The following is an 18,008-nucleotide window of genomic DNA, read 5'->3' on the forward strand; positions in this document are numbered from 1 at the left end:
TATGTCTATGTCTCCTTTTAGTAAAAGTTTTACTTTTAATTATAACACACTGAAATAACGCGCTTCTGGATGAGCAAACACCATCGCCGATACAGAAGCCTCTGGTTCCATCATAAACCCTTCCGTTAAGGAAATTCCAATTTCTTCAGGGCGAAGCAACCGGAATAACTTTTCTTGATCAGCAAGTTCTGGACACGCAGGATAGCCAAAAGAAACGCGAATTCCTTGATACTTTGTCCGGAACCGCTCTTCCATCGTCATATTTGGTGAATCTGGAAATCCCCAGCGATCACGGATGAGCATATGCGTTTTTTCAGCTAATCCTTCTGCAAGTTCCAGCGCAAGTGATTGAATCGCATGGCTACGCAAATAATCGCCTTGTTCTTTCCACTTTTCTGCTACGGCACGGACACCTTTCCCAACCGTTACAGCTAGAAAAGCAACATAATCCATTTCATCTCCAACCGGGCGTAAGTAATCACCAAGCGTGCGATGCGGTGCTTTTCCTTGTCTTGGAAATGTAAAACGCTCTAACACACGATTTTGATCTTCTGGATCATAAATTAAAATGTCTTGATTTTCACTTTGTGCAGGAAAGAATTGATATACAGCGCTCGGACGTAACCATGATTCTTCCCCGCGAAGCAATTCATCGATTAAGTCGTTCAGTTCATGGGCCCTTCTATCTCCTTCTTGTAGCAACTTTTTCACATTCCCTTTTAAACCTAAGTGATGTCCAATTAACATTTGCCGATTTAAAAACGGAGCAAGATGTGCTACTGAAATATCCCGAAGAACGACACGTTTTGTAGAATGCGGTACGATTACTGGTACTGGCGGCAATTTTTCAATTGGAATCGGTACCTCTACTACCTTCTTCTCTTCTTGTACAACAACATGTAAGTGACGCTTCGCTTTTTCCTCACGCATTTTTTCTCGTTCCTCTTCTTGCTGCAAACGATTGATAAGATCTAATCCTGTCATCGCATCGCTTGCATATAGGACAAGTCCTTGATAAGAAGGAGAAATCCGCGTTTCTGTGAATTTCCGAGTCAGCGCGGCACCTCCTACAACAATAGGAACATCAATATTTGCCGCTTTTAAGTCTTCTGCTGTTGTTACCATTTGCTGCGCAGATTTAACAAGTAAGCCTGATAAGCCAATAATATCTGGTTTTTGTTCTTTTACCTCTTGAATAATACGATCAGATCGCACATTAATACCGAGGTTTACAATGTCATATCCATTATTGGATAAAATAATTTCTACTAAATTTTTACCGATGTCATGCACATCACCTTTTACTGTCGCAAGTAATACTTTCCCTTTCTTCGCACTATCACTTGCCTCCATATACGGCTCTAAATACGAAACGGCCGCTTTCATACTTTCCGCACTTTGCAGCACTTCTGCAACAATAAGCTCATTATTATTAAATAAACGTCCCACTTCATCCATGCCTGCCATAAGTGGTCCGTTAATAATGTCAAGCGGCTTTCTTCCTTCATCTAGTGCCTCTTGTAAGTCAACATATAATCCCTGCTTTGTTCCTTCTACAATATAATGAGATAACCGCTCATCAAGTGTTAACGTTTCAGCTGCTACAACTTCTTTTTGCCTCACATTTCGATAAAAATTTGTAAATTCCTCTAACGTTTCTTTTGTCGTCTCAAACAAAAGTGCATTCGCCAATGCCTTTTCTTCTTCAGAAATAGAAGCATAACGCTCTAGCTTTTCAGTATTCACAATTGCATAATCTAAACCAGCCTTTGTCGCATGATATAAAAAGACGGAATTTAATACTTCGCGCCCTGCTGGCGGTAAACCAAATGAAATATTACTTACACCTAATATCGTTAAACATTCAGGCATCTCTTCTTTTATGAGCCGAATGCCTTCAATTGTCGCTGCAGCTGAACCGATGTATTCTTCATCACCTGTTCCAACAGGAAAGACAAGTGCGTCAAAAATAATATCTGACGGACGCACTCCATATTTTATTGTTAATAGCTCATAACTTCTTTTAGCAATTTCAAGCTTCCGCTCAGCTGTTACCGCCATACCAACTTCATCAATTGTTCCCACAACAATAGCAGCTCCGTATTGTTTAATAAGTGGAATCACTTTTTCAAAACGCTCTTCTCCATTTTCTAAGTTAATAGAGTTAATCACCCCTTTTCCTTGCAAATAAGTAAGAGCTCGATTCATCACTTTCTCATCAGTCGAATCAATCATAATTGGCACCTTTAATACTTTCGTCGCAGCTTGCAGGAAATTCTCCATATCTTCTATTTCATCACGGTCTGGGTCTGCCATACAAATATCAATAATATGGGCATTTTTCTTTACTTGTTCCCTTGCTACTTCCGCCGCCTCTTCAAAATTCCCTTCTGCAACAAGACGTTTAAATTTGCGTGAGCCAATTACATTCGTGCGCTCCCCAACGAATAACGGGCGCATAGAATCTTCATATTGCAGCGCTTCAAGTCCGCTAATTCCATGTCCTTTTCTTTCTCGTTTCACACGCGGTTCAAATGATAATAATGCCTCTTTCATCGCACGAATATGTGCCGGCGTTGTCCCGCAGCAACCGCCAACAATATTCACCCAGCCTTCTTCTGCAAACTGTTTCACTTTATGGGCAAGGGACTGCGGGGATTCATGATAATGACCGTCTTCATCTGGAAGTCCAGCATTTGGATAACAAGAGATATAACACTCAGATAACTCTGCAAGTGAACGAATATGTTCTCTCATAAACTCTGGTCCTGTTGCACAGTTTAACCCAACCGATAATGGATTCATATGCTCTACCGATAAGTAGAATGCTTCAATTGTTTGCCCAGCTAACGTCGTTCCCATCGGTTCAATTGTTCCGGAAATCATAAGCGGAACTTTTTTCTCTATCTCAATAAATGCTTTTTCAATTCCTAAACAGGCTGCTTTTACATTTCGCATGTCCTGACTTGTTTCTACAAGTAGCAGATCTACACCGCCGCGCAGTAAACCGCGCGCCTGTCTCGTGTATGCCTCAATAAGCTCATGAAAAGTAACGCCACCCGTGACACTAATCGCTTTTGTCGTCGGACCCATTGCACCGGCTACATATACTTCTTTGCAGCTCTCCTTGACAGCCTGTTTCGCTAACCTGGCAGCCCGTTCATTCAACTCCTCATCTAAGTGAGAAAGGTTATAATCACTGAGTACAATGTTCGTTGCACCAAATGTGTTCGTTTCAATAATATCTGCTCCTGCTTCAATATACTCTTTATGAATATATAAAATAACGTCTGGCCGAGTTTTTACTAAATATTCATTACAACCCTCATATTCTTCTCCTCCAAAATCTGCAGCCGAAAGGTTTTCTTGTTGAATCATCGTTCCCATTGCACCATCTAATATTAAAATTTCTTGTTGTAATCTTTCCTCGATTGGTCTCATATATTCATTCCTTCTTTCTGCTCTTTCCTTGCTTGAATATACTGAACGAGCGTTTCTGTCACTTCATATTTTAAAAATGGTGTAATTAAATAGATACCATTGAATAGCTCCATCGCAGCATCAATTAATTCTTTAGATATACGAATTCCTTCTGCCACTGCTTCTTCTGATGTTTTATGTCCATCCATACGCCTTCTCACTTCTTCTGGAAGGGTAATGCCTGGCACCTCAAAATGTAAAAAGTCTGCATTTCGTTTACTTACAAGCGGCATAATCCCAATAAAAATTGGCTGTTCGATATGCTTCGTCGCTTCATACACGTTTCGAATGACTGCTGCATCATAAATGGGCTGTGTTAAAAAATACTCAGCACCAGCTGCAATTTTTTTCTCCATACGTTTTACAGCTGCCTCGATATGTCTTACATGTGGATTAAAAGCCCCACCAACCGAAAAACGGGTAGCTGCTCCTATTGTTTTTCCTAAGATAGACCGGCCATTGTTCATTTCTTTAATCATTTTAATGAGTTCTATAGAAGAAAGGTCATATACAGATGTTGCACCAGGGAAATCTCCAACCCTCGCAGGATCTCCAGTTAATGCTAATACTTCCTCCATACCGAGCGCTGCTAATCCTAGTAAATGAGACTGCAGCCCAATCACATTATGATCACGGCACGTTAAATGAATTAATATAGGGATATCGTGCTTTGTTAATAACGCTCCCATTGCCATATTTGATACGCGAGGCGACGCTAAAGAATTATCAGCTAACGTAATGGCATCTGCTCCTGCACGCTTCAACGCCTTAGCTCCTTCAAAAAATCTCTGCGTATCCAACGTTTTGGGTGGATCTAGCTCAACAATCACTGTCGTTTCCTTTTTCGCTTTTTCTGCTAATGTAATTCGATCTACTGTATTTACACGCGGCTTTGCTATTACTTCAACTCGCTTTACAACTTCTTTAGCTGTTACAGGATGCTCATTTTCAAGTGCTCGCTTCATCGCTTCGATATGAGAAGGAGTTGTACCGCAACACCCCCCAAGCAACCTAACGCCTTGCTTAATAAATTCCGGCGCCATTTCTTCAAAATAAGCCGGGCTTCCTTCGTATACGTAACGGCCCTCTACATATTTAGGAAGACCAGCATTTGGATACGCAGATAAATAACTATATTTAGGAATTTCTATCGTCTTAAAAGATTCAATCATATGAAGCGGCCCTAACTGACAATTTAATCCGACCACATTTGCACCATACTCTATAAGCTGCTTCAATACATCATCTACACTATTTCCATTTTGTGTTGTACTAGCTTCATGAAGGGCAAGCTGCGCAATAAGAGGGACATTGGTTTGCTTCCGTAATACTTTTACTGCATGAAGTAATTCAAATTCATCGTAAAATGTTTCTAGTAATAACCCATCAACACTTTCTTCTAGCAGGGCATTTGCTTGCTCTAAGAGCATAAATTCACGCTCCATATCCGTGGTTGTAACTGCTCCAATATGTTTCATTCCACCGATTGTTCCTACGATTGCATTCTTTTCTGTCACCGCTTCTTTTGCATGTCTTACAGCAGCGCGGTTAATTTTCCTTACGCGATCCTCAAGACCGTACATACGAAGTTTCCCTTCATTTGCTCCGTATGTATTGGTTTGAATGACATCTGCCCCTGCGGCAACATATTGTTTATGAATCGAAATAATCCGTTCCGGCTCAGATAAATTCAATTCTTCAAAGCAGCTTTGTAAACCATGAGAATACAATAACGTTCCCATCGCTCCGTCCCCAATCACAATTCTTCTTTGCAATAAATCTAGTAGTTTCACATGTCTCCCTCTCTTCTTTTCAATATATATGAAGTGAAACTTTAATCAGTGGGGGTTTTTATGTCGTTTTTTAATTTGTATTTATATAAAAAACCCCCTCTTCTCAATGAAGAGGGGGACAGCATTTTATCCTCCTCTTATCATTCAGAACAATTTGTTCCGCAGGTCTTAGCACCGTTTCAAACATATTGTTTGAAGGTTGCTGGGTTTCACAGGGCCTTTCCCTCCACCACTCTTAATAAGAGTTTCATTCGATTATAATTACAAAAAGTAAACATCATCCGTTCACTTATTAACAATCTTTGTTAATTTTTTCACTAATTTAGCATGTTAAAATACAAAAGTCAATGAAAATAAAGAAAAATAAAATTATTCAAAATATAGTTGCGTTTCTTTCTAAATTTGTTGTAAAGTAAAAAACATAATTAAAAACTTCATATTTCGAATTCTTATCGAGAGAGGTCGAGGGACTGGCCCAATGACGCCTCAGCAACCATTAACAAGCTTTTTATTTGTTAATAAGGTGCTAATTCCAGCAAATTGAGAAATGATTTGACAGATAAGAAGAAGACTATATTTCCCGTATATAAGCCTTCTTCTTAGAAGGCTTTTTTATTTTGTACTAGGGAGGAATTCTATTATGTCTACAATGGAAACAAAGCTTGCCCAAATTGGAAATCGCAGTGAAACAACAACTGGAGCGGTCAACCCACCCGTTTACTTTTCCACTGCTTATCGCCACGAAGGAATTGGAAAGTCAACAGGGTTTGATTATTCCCGAACCGGAAACCCAACACGCCTTCTATTAGAACGCGCGATCGCTGACTTAGAACATGGTGAGCAAGGCTATGCCTGTAGCTCAGGAATGGCTGCTGTTCTTCTTGTCCTTTCACTATTTCGCTCTGGTGACGAACTAATTGTATCTGAAGATTTATACGGCGGAACATATCGGTTATTTACAGAACACGAGCAAAAATGGGATGTTCGATGTAGATATGTAGATACACAACATATAGAAGAAATTGAAAAAGCAATTTCACCGAAAACAAAAGCCATTTTCATAGAAACACCAACAAATCCACTTATGCAAATAACGGATATTGCCGCAGTTGCTGCCGTTGCAAAACGTCACGACTTGCTCCTTATTGTCGATAACACATTTTACACACCCTATTTGCAACAACCATTAACAGCAGGTGCCGACATTGTCCTGCATAGCGCTACAAAGTATTTAGGCGGTCATAATGATGTATTAAGCGGACTCGTTGTTGCAAAAGGGGCAAAATTATGCGAAGAACTCGCTTACTATCACAATGCATCTGGAGCTGTGTTAAACCCATTTGATTCTTGGCTTTTAATACGCGGCATGAAAACATTAGCGCTGCGCATGAGGCAGCATGAAGAGAATGCAAAAGCAATTGTTTCCTATTTACAAGAAGAAGAAGCCATAACCGATGTGTATTATCCAGGAAAAGGCGGTATGATCTCTTTTAAACTACGAGAAGAAGCGTGGATTGATCCATTCTTACAATCGCTTTCTCTTATTACGTTTGCAGAAAGTCTTGGCGGTGTAGAAAGCTTTATTACATACCCCGCAACACAAACACATGCCGATATACCAGAAGATATTCGCATAGCACGAGGCGTTTGTAATCGTCTGCTGCGCTTCTCCGTAGGAATTGAAAACCAAGATGATTTAATTCAAGATTTACAGCAAACTTTAAAACAAGTAAAAGAAGGAGTGAGAATATGAGTTATTCCCTAGATACGCTTTTACTTCATAATCGTTTTAAGCATGACAAACAAACAGGTGCTGTAAATGTTCCTGTTTACAATACATCTACATTCCATCAATTTGATGTAGATTCATTTGGAAAATATGATTATAGTCGTTCTGGAAATCCAACACGTGAAGCTCTCGAGGAACTAATCGCTTTACTAGAAGGCGGAAGCAAAGGATTTGCCTTTTCATCTGGCATGGCTGCTATTTCAACTGCTTTTCTTCTTTTATCACAAGGAGACCATGTCCTTATTTCTGAAGACGTGTACGGAGGTACATACCGAATTATAACGGAAGTTCTCTCTCGTTACGGCGTTTCACACACATTCGTTGACATGACAAATTTAGAAGAGGTAGAACAAAATATTCGTCCCAATACAAAAGTTTTTTACGTTGAAACACCGTCAAATCCACTATTAAAAGTAACAAATATTAGAGCCGTTTGTGAACTTGCAAAATCTGCCCATGCACTCACTTTTGTTGATAATACATTTTTAACACCCCTTTACCAAAAACCATTAGAACTTGGGGCTGATATCGTTCTCCATAGCGCAACAAAATTTCTTGCAGGTCATAGTGATGTTACTGCAGGATTAGCAATCGTAAAAGATGAAGAACTCGCACAAAAAGTGGGATTTTTACAAAATTCTTTTGGAGCTATATTAGGACCACAAGATTGCTCCCTTGTCCTTCGCGGTTTAAAAACATTACACGTTCGCTTAGAGCACTCTTCACGAAACGCTGAAAAAATCGCCTGTTATTTACAGCAGCATCCCAAAATTAAAGATATCTATTATCCTGGGTTACCATCACACCCCGAATATGAAACGCAACACAATCAAGCAAAATCAGCAGGAGCGGTCCTTTCCTTTACACTAGAATCTGAAAATGCATTACGACAATTTCTAGCACACATTCAACTTCCCGTATTCGCAGTTAGTTTAGGTGCTGTTGAATCGATTCTTTCGTATCCAGCAAAAATGTCACACGCTGCGATGTCACAAGCAGAACGTGAAAAACGAGGAATTTCAAATGCACTGCTGCGCTTATCTGTTGGATTAGAAAACGCAGATGATTTAATTGCGGACCTTGAGCATGCGCTTACGTATGTAGAAGAAGTCGTTATCTCTAAAAAAAGGGTTAAACTAGAGAATGATATAAATACAAATTAAAAAACCGACATAAAAACCTTTTTCTTTTTAGGCGGGCGAGAGCATCTAGCCCCGCATAGTAGCGGTCATGTTTTTTCTGCATAACAGGAATTTACTTGCTAAAAAATGAAAACAGTAAGTATTGGTCTTTTGAAAAAGAATTATCGACTCAAAAAGTTCCTTCAGAAGATTGAAGGAACTTTTCTCACATAACTCTCGCTAGTGGAAATAGAAGATGAAAGTTCATCTAGCCTTAAGCAAATTCCCCTTTTTACTTCTTACAAACAAAAATCATCTCTGCCCCATCTTCAATAGAGCTACCATCATAATTCCCATATTGCTCAGCGATTGTAAAGCCAACAGCCTGAATCATATCCGTTATTTGTTCATAGTAGTAATATTTTAGAGACAACTGTTCTCTTAATTCTTCTTTTGTTCCGTTCTCATGTGTAATCCGAAATATATATTCGGGGTAAATAATTTGATGTTCCACATCAATGGATTTGGCAATATGAGATTTTTGAATTGTACTTCCTGTTTGCGGATCTATCTTCTCCCATTGAATCATTTCAGGTTGAATCCAAGTTTCATCTAATTGCTTAAAAGGGCGAAATACATTGAAAATAAATTCTCCATCAGCTTTAAGATGGTGATATACTGTTTTCAAACATTCTATTTGGTCTTCTTTTTTGAGAAGTGCTTGATATGAAATACCCGGAATTAAAATTAAATTATAGCTCTTATTCATAACAAAATTCGTCATATTTGCTTGTTGAAGATGAACCTTCTTCTGAATTTCATTAGACATTGTGTGTAGCTTTTCTTTAAGTAAATATAACATATATTCGGATAAATCAATTCCCCATACCGAAAAACCAGCTTGAGCTAAGGGCAAAGTAATTCTTCCTGTCCCACAAGCAATTTCTAAAATATCACCTGATAATTTAGAAGCTCTTTCAAGATAAAATGATAATTCTCCACAATCTTTCCCTTCTTCTAAATCATAAAATCTAGCTGTGTTTCCATATAGATTCCCTTTTGTTACAGCCATGTATTTTCCCCCGCTATACATCGATTTTCATCGTATCGTAAGCAAACGTTATATTCATACCTTTTGCTCGTAATTCAGCTTCAATTTCTTTCAATTCGTCATATCCAAGATTGTCTACTTCTTCAATGTGCGTAATAATTGTATGTTTTGCTCGTAATCGTTTCGCCACTTCTAGCGTATCTTCAAACGTCGCCTCGCGTATGCGTTCAATAAAGGCACGGTCTCTTATTTGCTCTTTCGTCTTCCAATCAAACTCAGCAATTCCCATCGGTAAAATAGCTACATCTAAGTTACCAATTAAATGAGTAGGTGGCTCCCATTTATATAATTCATCCATGGCAATAAGTACTCGCTTTTCTTTTTCTTCTAATAAGAATGCATACACATATTGTTCATATAAACGAAATGGTGTAACTTTTACTTTATTTTTCACGAAGGATTGCCCATCTCGTAATACAATTAAATCAATCCATCCTTGCTGCTGCATAAATTGCAGATGGTCCCACGATCCTAAAAATTGTTTCATATCTTCTGCTACTTGCTCTGGTACATATACTGCAGCGCCCAAACCTTTGTTCGTTTCAAACGCCATCGTTTCCCAAATTCTCCGGCCCATTGTATGGTCTGGGTGCCAATGAGAGTATATCCCGGCTTCTACTTTCAAAATTTGAGATCGCTCCAATTGCAAGCGTATTTCCTCTGGCGTATCAATTAATAAGCTGAGATCGTGAATAAAAACACTTGGTCCCATTCTACTATATGGTAAACTTTTCTCTCTCGCTTCTTTACTTACTTTGCTATAACTCCCTGGCCTTGGAGTTGGTGTAGCACCGCCTGTTCCTAAAAACTCTATTCTCATGATTATCCCTTCTTTCTATCTCTATTAATTTCCAGATTAAGATATACAACTCCTCTTAAATTATCGAAAAATTTTTTCATTTTCATTATTGAAAGAAAAATAAAATATGGTAAAATTGTAATATAAATGTAAACGTTTTTTTATTGAGAACAAAAATATTCATTATTGCAATCTATAAGCACTGGTTTATCTTAATGGAAATATGTCTAGATTTACCCAATTTATTTACATCACGGTCTCTTTTCTTACAATTTCTTTACTTTAGAGCATTTTTTTTGCAACAACTATTCTCTTTGGTTTAGAATTTTGTTATGTATAGTATGGGTATAATAAGCACACATGGAGGTGGAGAAAAGATGTTAGAAACCTTTCAACAGGAATTAGAATTATATGAAAACAATGCGGAATTATTAAAAGTACTTGCTCATCCAGTTCGTTTATGTATTGTAAAAGGATTGATTGAGCGAGGGCCAAGTAACGTTTCTACAATGTATACAGGCTTAAACATGCCCCAATCTACAATTTCTCAGCATTTAGCGAAGTTAAAAAGCGCTAAAATTGTTTCAAGTGAAAGAAAAGGATTGGAAATTTACTACAAAGTAGAAAATGAAACAATTATCCAATTAGTTCGTGTATTACTAGGTTAGGTGCATTCAAATAAACAAAAGGTGTATTATGTATGTATTTTTCATCTCATATCTTTAATATAAATATATATCATGAGGTGAAATATAAACATACTCCTAAACAAAATGTCGTATTTACCTATAAAATGAGGCGCAGTATTTTATACTGCGCCTTGTTTTATGAAAAGATATGCAAATAATGATCTAAATTAAATTGAGGCAACCCTTTTTGCTGAATGACAACATCAAAAGCATCGCTTATTCCACCTTGTAAAATCATAGAATGAATCGCGCGGTTTTTCTTTTGATTATCAGAAAATGGGTTACGATCTTCATGATTAACAAGTTGTTCTAAAATTCCTGCGGCAAGCAAAAATTCTCTTTGTTTCGTATGCCATACTGTTTGTAAGCCTTGTTCTTCGCAGGCAATCTTCAATGAATCCCAATGAATATGAGTTGTTATATCCATCTCTCCTGGAAATTGAAGAGGGTTACGAATCATTTGATGCTCATAATAACTTCGTAAACTTCCTTCACGACGAGCTGGGTGCATCCATTCTTCATTTGTATATCCATAATCGATTGTTATAAGTAAGCCTTCTTGTAACCATCTTGTGAGCTGTTTTACATAAACATTCATTTGTAATGGTACTTCAAATCGCTGTCCTTCATACAATTGAATTTGGTGTCTTTGTAAATAGCTTATAATCTGTTCATCATCTAACGGGCGCAATACTTCAATAAGTCCGCCTTCACTGTTATACTTTATGCGTACTTCATATAACACGCCTTCCCGCTTCTCAATTACTTCAACAGGAAACGCATCAAACAACTCGTTTGAAAAAACAATTCCTGTAAAAGCGGCATCCAATTCATCATAGGATGCATATTGCGAAACGTTTGCAAAAGAAATAAGCTGCTGTTTTTGCAACCTTCTATGAAATGGACTCACTTCTATAATAGAATATTGCATGTTTATAAACGTTTCAGGGGATATCGTTTGCCACTCTTGCAACACATCGTATGCAAACCTCCCTGTTCCACCACCAATTTCACATATATGGGGTGAAATAACTTCTCCTTTTACAAGCCGAATAAAAAAATGAGCAAATGTTTTTGCGTAAACAGAGGACACATTACTACTTGTAAAGAAGTCTCCTTGCCTGCCAATTTTTTCACGTTCTTTCATATAATAGCCGTTATTTACGTCATATAAAGCAAGGCTCATGTATGTACTATAAGAAATAGACTGGTCTTTTTCTTTTTCCATCGCTTGTTTTAGAACGTGCTTCATCGCCGTTCCCCTTATTGTAAAAATGGATTATTTTCTTTTTCAAAGCCAATAGTTGTTTCTGGGCCATGCCCACATAACACGCTTGTATTATCGGGTAATACAAATAACTTCTCCTCAATACTCATAATTAATTCTTGGAAGCTACCTCCTGGTAAATCAGTGCGCCCAATGCTCATTTGAAATAAAACATCCCCTGAAACTACAGCGTTTGCCTCTTTGCAATAGTACGAAATACTTCCTGGTGAATGCCCCGGCGTTTCAAACATATCAAACGTAAACGAACCAATTGTTAATGTTCCTTCTCCTTCAATGATGTGATCCGCAGGTTTTGCCGTAATACTACGATTCATCATAAAAATTTGTGAACCATTAACAGTAGCATCTCCTAACCAATCCGCTTCTTCTTGATGAACATATACTGGAACTTGAAAAGCAGTACGTACTTCATCCACTGCACCAATATGATCGAAATGTGCATGTGTTAATAAAATAGCTAATGGTTTTAATTGTTCTTGTTTTACATAATTTATAAGTTTTTCTCCTTCATTACCTGGGTCAAAAATAATACATTCTTTTTGATCGTTACTTAAAATATATGCATTTGTTTGTAGTGGTCCTAATGGCATTTGAATCCAATTCATCCTTAATCTCCTCCAGTCATGACACTCACTTTCATCATACAACATTTTCTTCTTATAAGAAACGAAACGATACCTCGACAACTATATAGAAAACATGTACAATAAAAAATGAAAAAATATTACAAAAACTCAGACAAAAAACGAGAGAGTAGAGGAGGATATGTATGGGTCTTGTTATTATTTTTGCGTTAGTCACTCTGTTAGCTGTATACTCTTCTCTTAAAACGTTGCGAGACAAGAACCTTCTTGCTGGAGGATTTTCCCTTGCAACTGTACTTGTTTTCGGGTGGTTTACAGTCATGACAGTGCTAAACAATGGCTATCCACCAACACATTAAGCAATTGTTTACAATCTCTACATACATCATGATTTCTAGCATATGAAAAAGGAAGGGTTTTCCCTTCCTTTTTCTTTTCTTGCTCATCTTCTACAAATATAAAGTGAAACTTCCATCAGTGGAGAGTTTTTTTCATCTCCCACTGATGGTTAGTTGAACCAATCGGGCTTTTACGGGCAGTTATCCCCCACCTATCTTCTTCGCTTTCTCTGAATCTTGAGGTGGGGGTCTTACTGCCCGTTAATGCGGGATAAAGCTTTATTTTATTACTTTGCTTCATAAATATACTTTTTCACAAGCCATGCTCCGCCAATTACCCCAGCATCATTACCAAGTGTCGCAATTGCTAGTTTTGTACTTTTAACAGCACGTGAAAATGCATATTGTTCAAAATAACGTTGAATTGGTTGTAACAATGCATCACCTGCTTTTGATACACCGCCGCCAATAACAATTTTCTCTGGATTTAATGTACTAGATAAATTTGCTACTGCTAGCCCTAAATACGAAGCAACCTTTTCGACTACCGTTTTTGCTAATGCATCACCTTGTGCAAGTGCGTCAAACACATCTTTAGATGTAATCTGTCCTTCTTGTTCTAACACCCTACGTAATACACTAGCCTCATCTGTTTCCTGCATGTTTTGCATTGCAACCCGTACAATACCAGTTGCAGAAGAAACAGTTTCTAAGCATCCTGATTTTCCACAGTTACAAGCAAAACCATTTTCCGTTACAACTGTAATATGACCAATTTCGCCGGCCGCTCCGCTTACACCATGGACAATTTCACCGTTTACGATAACGCCGCCACCAACACCCGTTCCAAGCGTCATACAAATAATATCTTTTGAACCTTCCCCAGCACCCTTCCACATTTCTCCAAGCGCTGCAATATTCGCATCATTATCAACGACAACTGGTAAACCCGTTTCTACTTCTAATAAATCTTTAAGAGGATAGTTTTTCCACCCTAAGTTTACTGCTTCATAAATCATTCCAGAAGCACCGTGAACCGGCCCCGGGGCACCCATCCCAATTCCAGCCAGTTTGCTTTTTAACTCACCTAATTCTTGTAACTTTTTATCAATTGCTTTCGCAATATCAAGTGTAATATGTTTTCCTTGTTCACTTGTATTCGTTGGGATTTCCCATTTATGTATAAACTCACCATAAATATTAATAAATGCTAATTTAATTGTTGTTCCACCAAGATCAACACCAACCAACCATTTCTCTTCCATGTCATTCTCCTTCTTTCCTCTGTTTCTCCAGCCATTCGCTAATCAAACATTTTGATTTCTCAACATATAAACCACTGCTATACAGAACAAAAAGTAATCTACACTCATTTTCTCTCTTTGTTTTCGTATGACACATGGCAGAAAAGGGATTTGACCGCTTCTATGCATGGCCAGATGCTCTCGCCCGCCTTAAGAAAGTTGTTTTTATGTTGTTTTTATGTTGTTTTTCAATTTGTATTTACATGTACTTCTTTTTGAATTTCTTGCTTTAATAAAAACAAGGCAGTTTGATAATCTTTCGGTTCAATAAGCTGTGATTTATATAATTCACGAAGCTCATCGCCCATTAATTGTAAATCTGCAACACGATCTCCTGTATAAATAATCGTTCCAAATTGCTTTAATAATTGTTGAATATCATAAATAGATTTCATTTTTTCACCCTCTAAATGTCTACTTACTATAAAAACATAATAAGAAAACGTTCACATAGTTTATTATAATAAACATAAAAAAGAATCGTCAATTTATAATTTGTCTATATAAGTTATAAAATAGAAAACGTTTCTTTTTCTGTAATAATTTTCTGTACAGTCTTATCAAACGGTTCAACTGGAATATGAGAAACAATTTGAAAATCAAAAACTAATGATAGCGTTTTCCTTTTATAGTTCACAAGATAACGATCATAATATCCTCCGCCATACCCTACACGCTCTCCTTTTCGTGTAAAGGCAACACCTGGTACAAGAAGTAAATCTATCTCCTCTGCTAATACCTCTTCTGTCATAGACGCATCTGGCTCTCGTAAATTCATATAAACGGTTTCTAATTGTTCAAAACCTGTAATTTGATGGAATGTCATTGTTCTCGTTTCACGATTACATTTTGGAATAACAATTGCTTTTCCTTCTTCCCATGCTTTTTCAATAATTGCATATGTATTTACTTCGCGCTCCATAGAAAGTGTAATCCCAATTGTTTTAGCCTCAATCCATTCTCGTTGTTTATATAGAGAATCTGCAATTTTTTCTGATAAAGTCGTATACTGTTCTTCTGATAAAGCATTCATACGCTGTAATATTTCTGTTCGTAATCTTTTTTTCTCTTCTTTCATTTTGAATTCCCCCTATATACAAAAGAAACAGTAGGAAAATATTCCTACTGCTTACTTTGTTTCGCGGTGTAACGTAGACTTCTTGTCACGCTTGCAATATTTTTTAAGCTCAAGACGCTCAGCGTTGTTACGTTTGTTTTTCTTAGAGATATAGTTACGATCTCCGCATTCTGTACATGCTAGAGTAATATTCACACGCATTCTTATTTCCCTCCAGTCACTAATAACTTAAATCAGACTATACCATAATAACACTTTTAAAACAAAAATTCTACACCTTTTGATATTGTCTAATTTTTTCTATAAGATTATCCATATTCTCCTTTGCTATAACTGGATTTCTTGCATGGGAATACACGAGAAATTTCGGTTGATTTACATCCGAAACAATATAAGACCACTCTTCTTCTGCATGTGTAAACTTAATTCCTTCTAATACTTCAAACTCTCGCTGCGCCATATCTCGTAGCAACATCCCTAACACTTTTCCTTTCTCATTCCATGAACAAACTACTTCATCACACAATAAATAAAGTGGTGGGTATTGCTCTAACATCGCTGGCAATGTTTTCCCTTGAAGAACAATTAACTCCAATAATTTACCAACTCGAAATAAAATATCTTGCTGCCACCTCATTTGCAATAACTTCTTATTCTCATTATGCATATAAAAAAGAAGATAACATTCTCCTAATTTCAATGATAATGGATAGAAACATTCGTCTTTTTCAAACAATAAATTAGGAATATCAATCTCTTCACAATTTGTATTTTTGTAAATATTCCCATAAGGATCGTATAATTCAAATTCGTTCCCTTGCTCACGAAAGATAATAGCCATATCCGCTTGGCTCGATTTCATTAATGACTTGATGTGTTCTTTTTGCTCAGTGGCATATATCCACGTTACTGTACAGCCGATTTTCTGTAAAAATAAGAATAGCAAAGGCTGAAACATTTCATCCCACTTATTTATAAGAAGATGAAATTGTTGTTTTTTTATAGCAGGTACATCTATTAATTCCAAAGCAGATTCAATATACATTTCTGAACAAACATGTATGACCTCGTTATTCCCAATTTTTTTACAATTGATATACCGAAATGACTCTGCCATATACAAATTTTCGATCTCTTTTTGCTTTTTATACGTTAATCCCATTCCTTCTCCATTATAAAATTGAATAACAAGTTTCTCATCTTGCCCCTTATAAAAAAACACTCCGCCAACGACATTTGTTTGCTCGGTTGCATATCGGAAGCAAGATTCATTCATTTCTTGGCATTCCATTGTATGCACTCCCACTGTATGAACAGCATGTAAAAAAATATGTTTAAACATTTGTGCTTCTGCATGTGTACTACTACCAATCAGCAAACTTTCTCCTTCTGCTAATAAAGAACCATATGCCATCGCCAATTTTACGACAATTTGTGGCGTAATATCTAAATTACTTCTACCGCAAATACGACTTTTCTGCAAAAAACACGAAATATTTTCATGTTCTGTAATTCCAGATGAAGCAATAATTGTACTGCTCTCAACTATCTTCTCTGGCCATACTTTCCCTTTCGTCTTAATCACTGCATTCTGACCAATTCGGCACTGATCAGCCACAACACTCTTTTCAAATAAAGTAACTCCATCTTCAATAATTGTACTGGCTCCAATTGTAGTTCCAATCAATTCGCATCGCTTTCCTACATACGTATGAGCGAGTAAAATACTTTTTTTAAGGCGAGTATATGCAGAAATTAAGCTATGCTTACCAATAATAGAATACGGTTCAATAATAACTCCTGTTTTCACTGTTGTTCCCTCACCAATAAAAGCAGGTCCGTGTATCTTTGTTCCCTTTTCAATTGTTACATCTTCTCCAATCCATACCATTGGTAACACTTCTGTATATGAAATAGGTACATGAACTTTCTTCGTAAGCAAGTCAAATTGAGCTTGGCGATATTGAGTAAACGTTCCAATATCAAGCCAATATCCATTCGCTACATATCCATACATTGCTTCTTTGTTTTCTAATAAAGGAAATACATGGTGACTAAAATCAAAAAACGTATGAGGTGTAATATAAGAAAAAATGTCGGGGTCCATGATATAAATACCGGTGTTTACTGTATTGGAAATTACTTCATTCCAACTTGGTTTTTCAATATATTTAATAATTTCATAATGCTGATTTGTAACAACTAATCCATAAGATGATGGATTAACTACTTCTTTCACAAACATCGTAACGATTCCACTATGACTATTATGAAAATCAATTCCTTTAGATAGATGAAAATCTGTTAGTGCATCTCCGCTAATTACAACAAATGGCTCATCTAAAAACTTCTCTGCTTGTTTTACACTTCCCGCCGTACCAAGAGGAGGAGTATCTTCAAAGTAATATAGTTTCACTCCCCACTTACTACCATCACCAAAATAATTTTGAATAACAGAACTCATATATTGAACAGTAATAGCAATTTCGCGAATACCATGCTGTTTCAGTAGTTCAATACTGTATTCCATCACTGGCTTTTGTAGTAGAGGTAACATGGGCTTTGGAAGGTTACATGTTAACGGACGTAAACGCGTCCCTTTCCCTCCAGCTAAAATAACCCCCTTCATCGGCA

Annotated in this window: 15 protein-coding genes and 2 riboswitches; of the genes, 4 read left to right on the forward strand and 11 right to left on the reverse strand. The window is 37.1% G+C overall.

Annotation, left to right across the window (positions count from 1 at the left end):
• Positions 1 to 39: 39 nt before the first annotated feature.
• Both metH and BM350_RS04260 read right to left on the reverse strand, forming a co-directional pair.
• Positions 40 to 3,441: a methionine synthase gene (gene metH, locus BM350_RS04255; RefSeq protein ID WP_090913780.1), complete on the reverse strand. Its 3,402-nt coding sequence runs from the start codon at positions 3,439 to 3,441 to the stop codon at positions 40 to 42.
• The gene (locus BM350_RS04260; protein WP_090913778.1) at positions 3,438 to 5,273 is read right to left on the reverse strand and encodes a bifunctional homocysteine S-methyltransferase/methylenetetrahydrofolate reductase; all 1,836 of its coding nucleotides are present in this window, start codon (positions 5,271 to 5,273) and stop codon (positions 3,438 to 3,440) included. Before BM350_RS04260 ends, metH begins: the two co-directional genes overlap by 4 nt.
• A 134-nt stretch (positions 5,274 to 5,407) precedes the next feature.
• Positions 5,408 to 5,518, reverse strand: a riboswitch (SAM riboswitch).
• Positions 5,519 to 5,719: 201 nt separating this feature from the next.
• Positions 5,720 to 5,839: riboswitch (SAM riboswitch) on the forward strand.
• A gap of 74 nt (positions 5,840 to 5,913) precedes the next feature.
• On the opposite strand from BM350_RS04260, the gene BM350_RS04265 reads away from it, so the two are divergent.
• Together BM350_RS04265 and metC are read left to right on the forward strand one after the other, a co-directional pair.
• Positions 5,914 to 7,026: a methionine biosynthesis PLP-dependent protein gene (locus tag BM350_RS04265; RefSeq protein WP_090913776.1), complete on the forward strand. Its 1,113-nt coding sequence runs from the start codon at positions 5,914 to 5,916 to the stop codon at positions 7,024 to 7,026.
• Entirely contained in the window at positions 7,023 to 8,225 is a 1,203-nt protein-coding gene (metC, locus tag BM350_RS04270) for a cystathionine beta-lyase (protein WP_090913774.1), read from the forward strand. Before BM350_RS04265 ends, metC begins: the two co-directional genes overlap by 4 nt.
• A 250-nt stretch (positions 8,226 to 8,475) precedes the next feature.
• Here the strand turns inward: metC and BM350_RS04275 are convergent, their stop codons facing one another.
• A complete protein-coding gene (locus BM350_RS04275; protein WP_170857647.1) occupies positions 8,476 to 9,255 on the reverse strand; it encodes a class I SAM-dependent DNA methyltransferase in 780 nt (259 codons plus the stop codon).
• A gap of 13 nt (positions 9,256 to 9,268) precedes the next feature.
• Positions 9,269 to 10,114 (reverse strand): MBL fold metallo-hydrolase, encoded by an 846-nt coding sequence (locus tag BM350_RS04280; protein WP_090913770.1) that lies wholly within the window; start codon positions 10,112 to 10,114, stop codon positions 9,269 to 9,271.
• A gap of 356 nt (positions 10,115 to 10,470) precedes the next feature.
• On the opposite strand from BM350_RS04280, the gene BM350_RS04290 reads away from it, so the two are divergent.
• Positions 10,471 to 10,761: an ArsR/SmtB family transcription factor gene (locus BM350_RS04290; protein WP_020062633.1), complete on the forward strand. Its 291-nt coding sequence runs from the start codon at positions 10,471 to 10,473 to the stop codon at positions 10,759 to 10,761.
• Between the two features lie 157 nt (positions 10,762 to 10,918).
• Here BM350_RS04290 and BM350_RS04295 read toward each other — a convergent pair whose 3' ends face one another.
• Both BM350_RS04295 and BM350_RS04300 read right to left on the reverse strand, forming a co-directional pair.
• On the reverse strand, positions 10,919 to 12,034 hold the full coding sequence (locus tag BM350_RS04295; RefSeq protein ID WP_090913768.1) for a class I SAM-dependent methyltransferase: 1,116 nt from the start codon (positions 12,032 to 12,034) through the stop codon (positions 10,919 to 10,921).
• 11 nt (positions 12,035 to 12,045) lie between these two features.
• Positions 12,046 to 12,675: an MBL fold metallo-hydrolase gene (locus tag BM350_RS04300; protein WP_090913766.1), complete on the reverse strand. Its 630-nt coding sequence runs from the start codon at positions 12,673 to 12,675 to the stop codon at positions 12,046 to 12,048.
• Between the two features lie 164 nt (positions 12,676 to 12,839).
• On the opposite strand from BM350_RS04300, the gene BM350_RS04305 reads away from it, so the two are divergent.
• Positions 12,840 to 13,013: a DUF2759 domain-containing protein gene (locus BM350_RS04305; RefSeq protein WP_090913764.1), complete on the forward strand. Its 174-nt coding sequence runs from the start codon at positions 12,840 to 12,842 to the stop codon at positions 13,011 to 13,013.
• A 266-nt stretch (positions 13,014 to 13,279) separates the two neighbouring features.
• Here BM350_RS04305 and BM350_RS04310 read toward each other — a convergent pair whose 3' ends face one another.
• The 5 genes from BM350_RS04310 to BM350_RS04330 all read right to left on the reverse strand — a co-directional run bounded on the left by BM350_RS04310 (position 13,280) and on the right by BM350_RS04330 (position 18,003).
• Positions 13,280 to 14,257 carry an ROK family glucokinase gene (locus tag BM350_RS04310; protein ID WP_090913762.1) on the reverse strand — a complete coding sequence of 326 codons (978 nt, stop codon included), beginning with the start codon at positions 14,255 to 14,257 and terminating at the stop codon, positions 13,280 to 13,282.
• 227 nt (positions 14,258 to 14,484) lie between these two features.
• Positions 14,485 to 14,691 (reverse strand): YqgQ family protein, encoded by a 207-nt coding sequence (locus BM350_RS04315; protein ID WP_090913761.1) that lies wholly within the window; start codon positions 14,689 to 14,691, stop codon positions 14,485 to 14,487.
• A 113-nt stretch (positions 14,692 to 14,804) separates the two neighbouring features.
• Positions 14,805 to 15,374, reverse strand: a complete 570-nt coding sequence (locus BM350_RS04320) for a 5-formyltetrahydrofolate cyclo-ligase (protein ID WP_090913759.1) — start codon at positions 15,372 to 15,374, stop codon at positions 14,805 to 14,807.
• A 51-nt stretch (positions 15,375 to 15,425) separates the two neighbouring features.
• Positions 15,426 to 15,575, reverse strand: a complete 150-nt coding sequence (gene rpmG, locus BM350_RS04325; RefSeq protein WP_012095458.1) for a 50S ribosomal protein L33 — start codon at positions 15,573 to 15,575, stop codon at positions 15,426 to 15,428.
• Positions 15,576 to 15,645: 70 nt separating this feature from the next.
• The gene (locus tag BM350_RS04330; protein WP_090914453.1) at positions 15,646 to 18,003 is read right to left on the reverse strand and encodes a sugar phosphate nucleotidyltransferase; all 2,358 of its coding nucleotides are present in this window, start codon (positions 18,001 to 18,003) and stop codon (positions 15,646 to 15,648) included.
• Positions 18,004 to 18,008 lie beyond the last annotated feature (5 nt).

It is taken from the genome of Bacillus sp. 103mf (assembly GCF_900116295.1).
GTDB lineage: Bacteria > Bacillota > Bacilli > Bacillales > Bacillaceae_G > Bacillus_A > Bacillus_A bruguierae.

Excerpts from the sequence above, each read along its gene's own strand:
- metH (WP_090913780.1), bottom strand. The coding sequence starts at position 3,441 with ATGAGACCAATCGAGGAAAGATTACAACAAGAAATTTTAATATTAGAT.
- BM350_RS04265 (WP_090913776.1), top strand. The coding sequence starts at position 5,914 with ATGTCTACAATGGAAACAAAGCTTGCCCAAATTGGAAATCGCAGTGAA.
- metC (WP_090913774.1), top strand. The coding sequence starts at position 7,023 with ATGAGTTATTCCCTAGATACGCTTTTACTTCATAATCGTTTTAAGCAT.
- BM350_RS04275 (WP_170857647.1), bottom strand. The coding sequence starts at position 9,255 with ATGGCTGTAACAAAAGGGAATCTATATGGAAACACAGCTAGATTTTAT.
- BM350_RS04280 (WP_090913770.1), bottom strand. The coding sequence starts at position 10,114 with ATGAGAATAGAGTTTTTAGGAACAGGCGGTGCTACACCAACTCCAAGG.
- BM350_RS04290 (WP_020062633.1), top strand. The coding sequence starts at position 10,471 with ATGTTAGAAACCTTTCAACAGGAATTAGAATTATATGAAAACAATGCG.
- BM350_RS04295 (WP_090913768.1), bottom strand. The coding sequence starts at position 12,034 with ATGAAGCACGTTCTAAAACAAGCGATGGAAAAAGAAAAAGACCAGTCT.
- BM350_RS04300 (WP_090913766.1), bottom strand. The coding sequence starts at position 12,675 with ATGAATTGGATTCAAATGCCATTAGGACCACTACAAACAAATGCATAT.
- BM350_RS04305 (WP_090913764.1), top strand. The coding sequence starts at position 12,840 with ATGGGTCTTGTTATTATTTTTGCGTTAGTCACTCTGTTAGCTGTATAC.
- BM350_RS04310 (WP_090913762.1), bottom strand. The coding sequence starts at position 14,257 with ATGGAAGAGAAATGGTTGGTTGGTGTTGATCTTGGTGGAACAACAATT.
- BM350_RS04315 (WP_090913761.1), bottom strand. The coding sequence starts at position 14,691 with ATGAAATCTATTTATGATATTCAACAATTATTAAAGCAATTTGGAACG.
- BM350_RS04320 (WP_090913759.1), bottom strand. The coding sequence starts at position 15,374 with ATGAAAGAAGAGAAAAAAAGATTACGAACAGAAATATTACAGCGTATG.
- rpmG (WP_012095458.1), bottom strand. The coding sequence starts at position 15,575 with ATGCGTGTGAATATTACTCTAGCATGTACAGAATGCGGAGATCGTAAC.
- BM350_RS04330 (WP_090914453.1), bottom strand. The coding sequence starts at position 18,003 with ATGAAGGGGGTTATTTTAGCTGGAGGGAAAGGGACGCGTTTACGTCCG.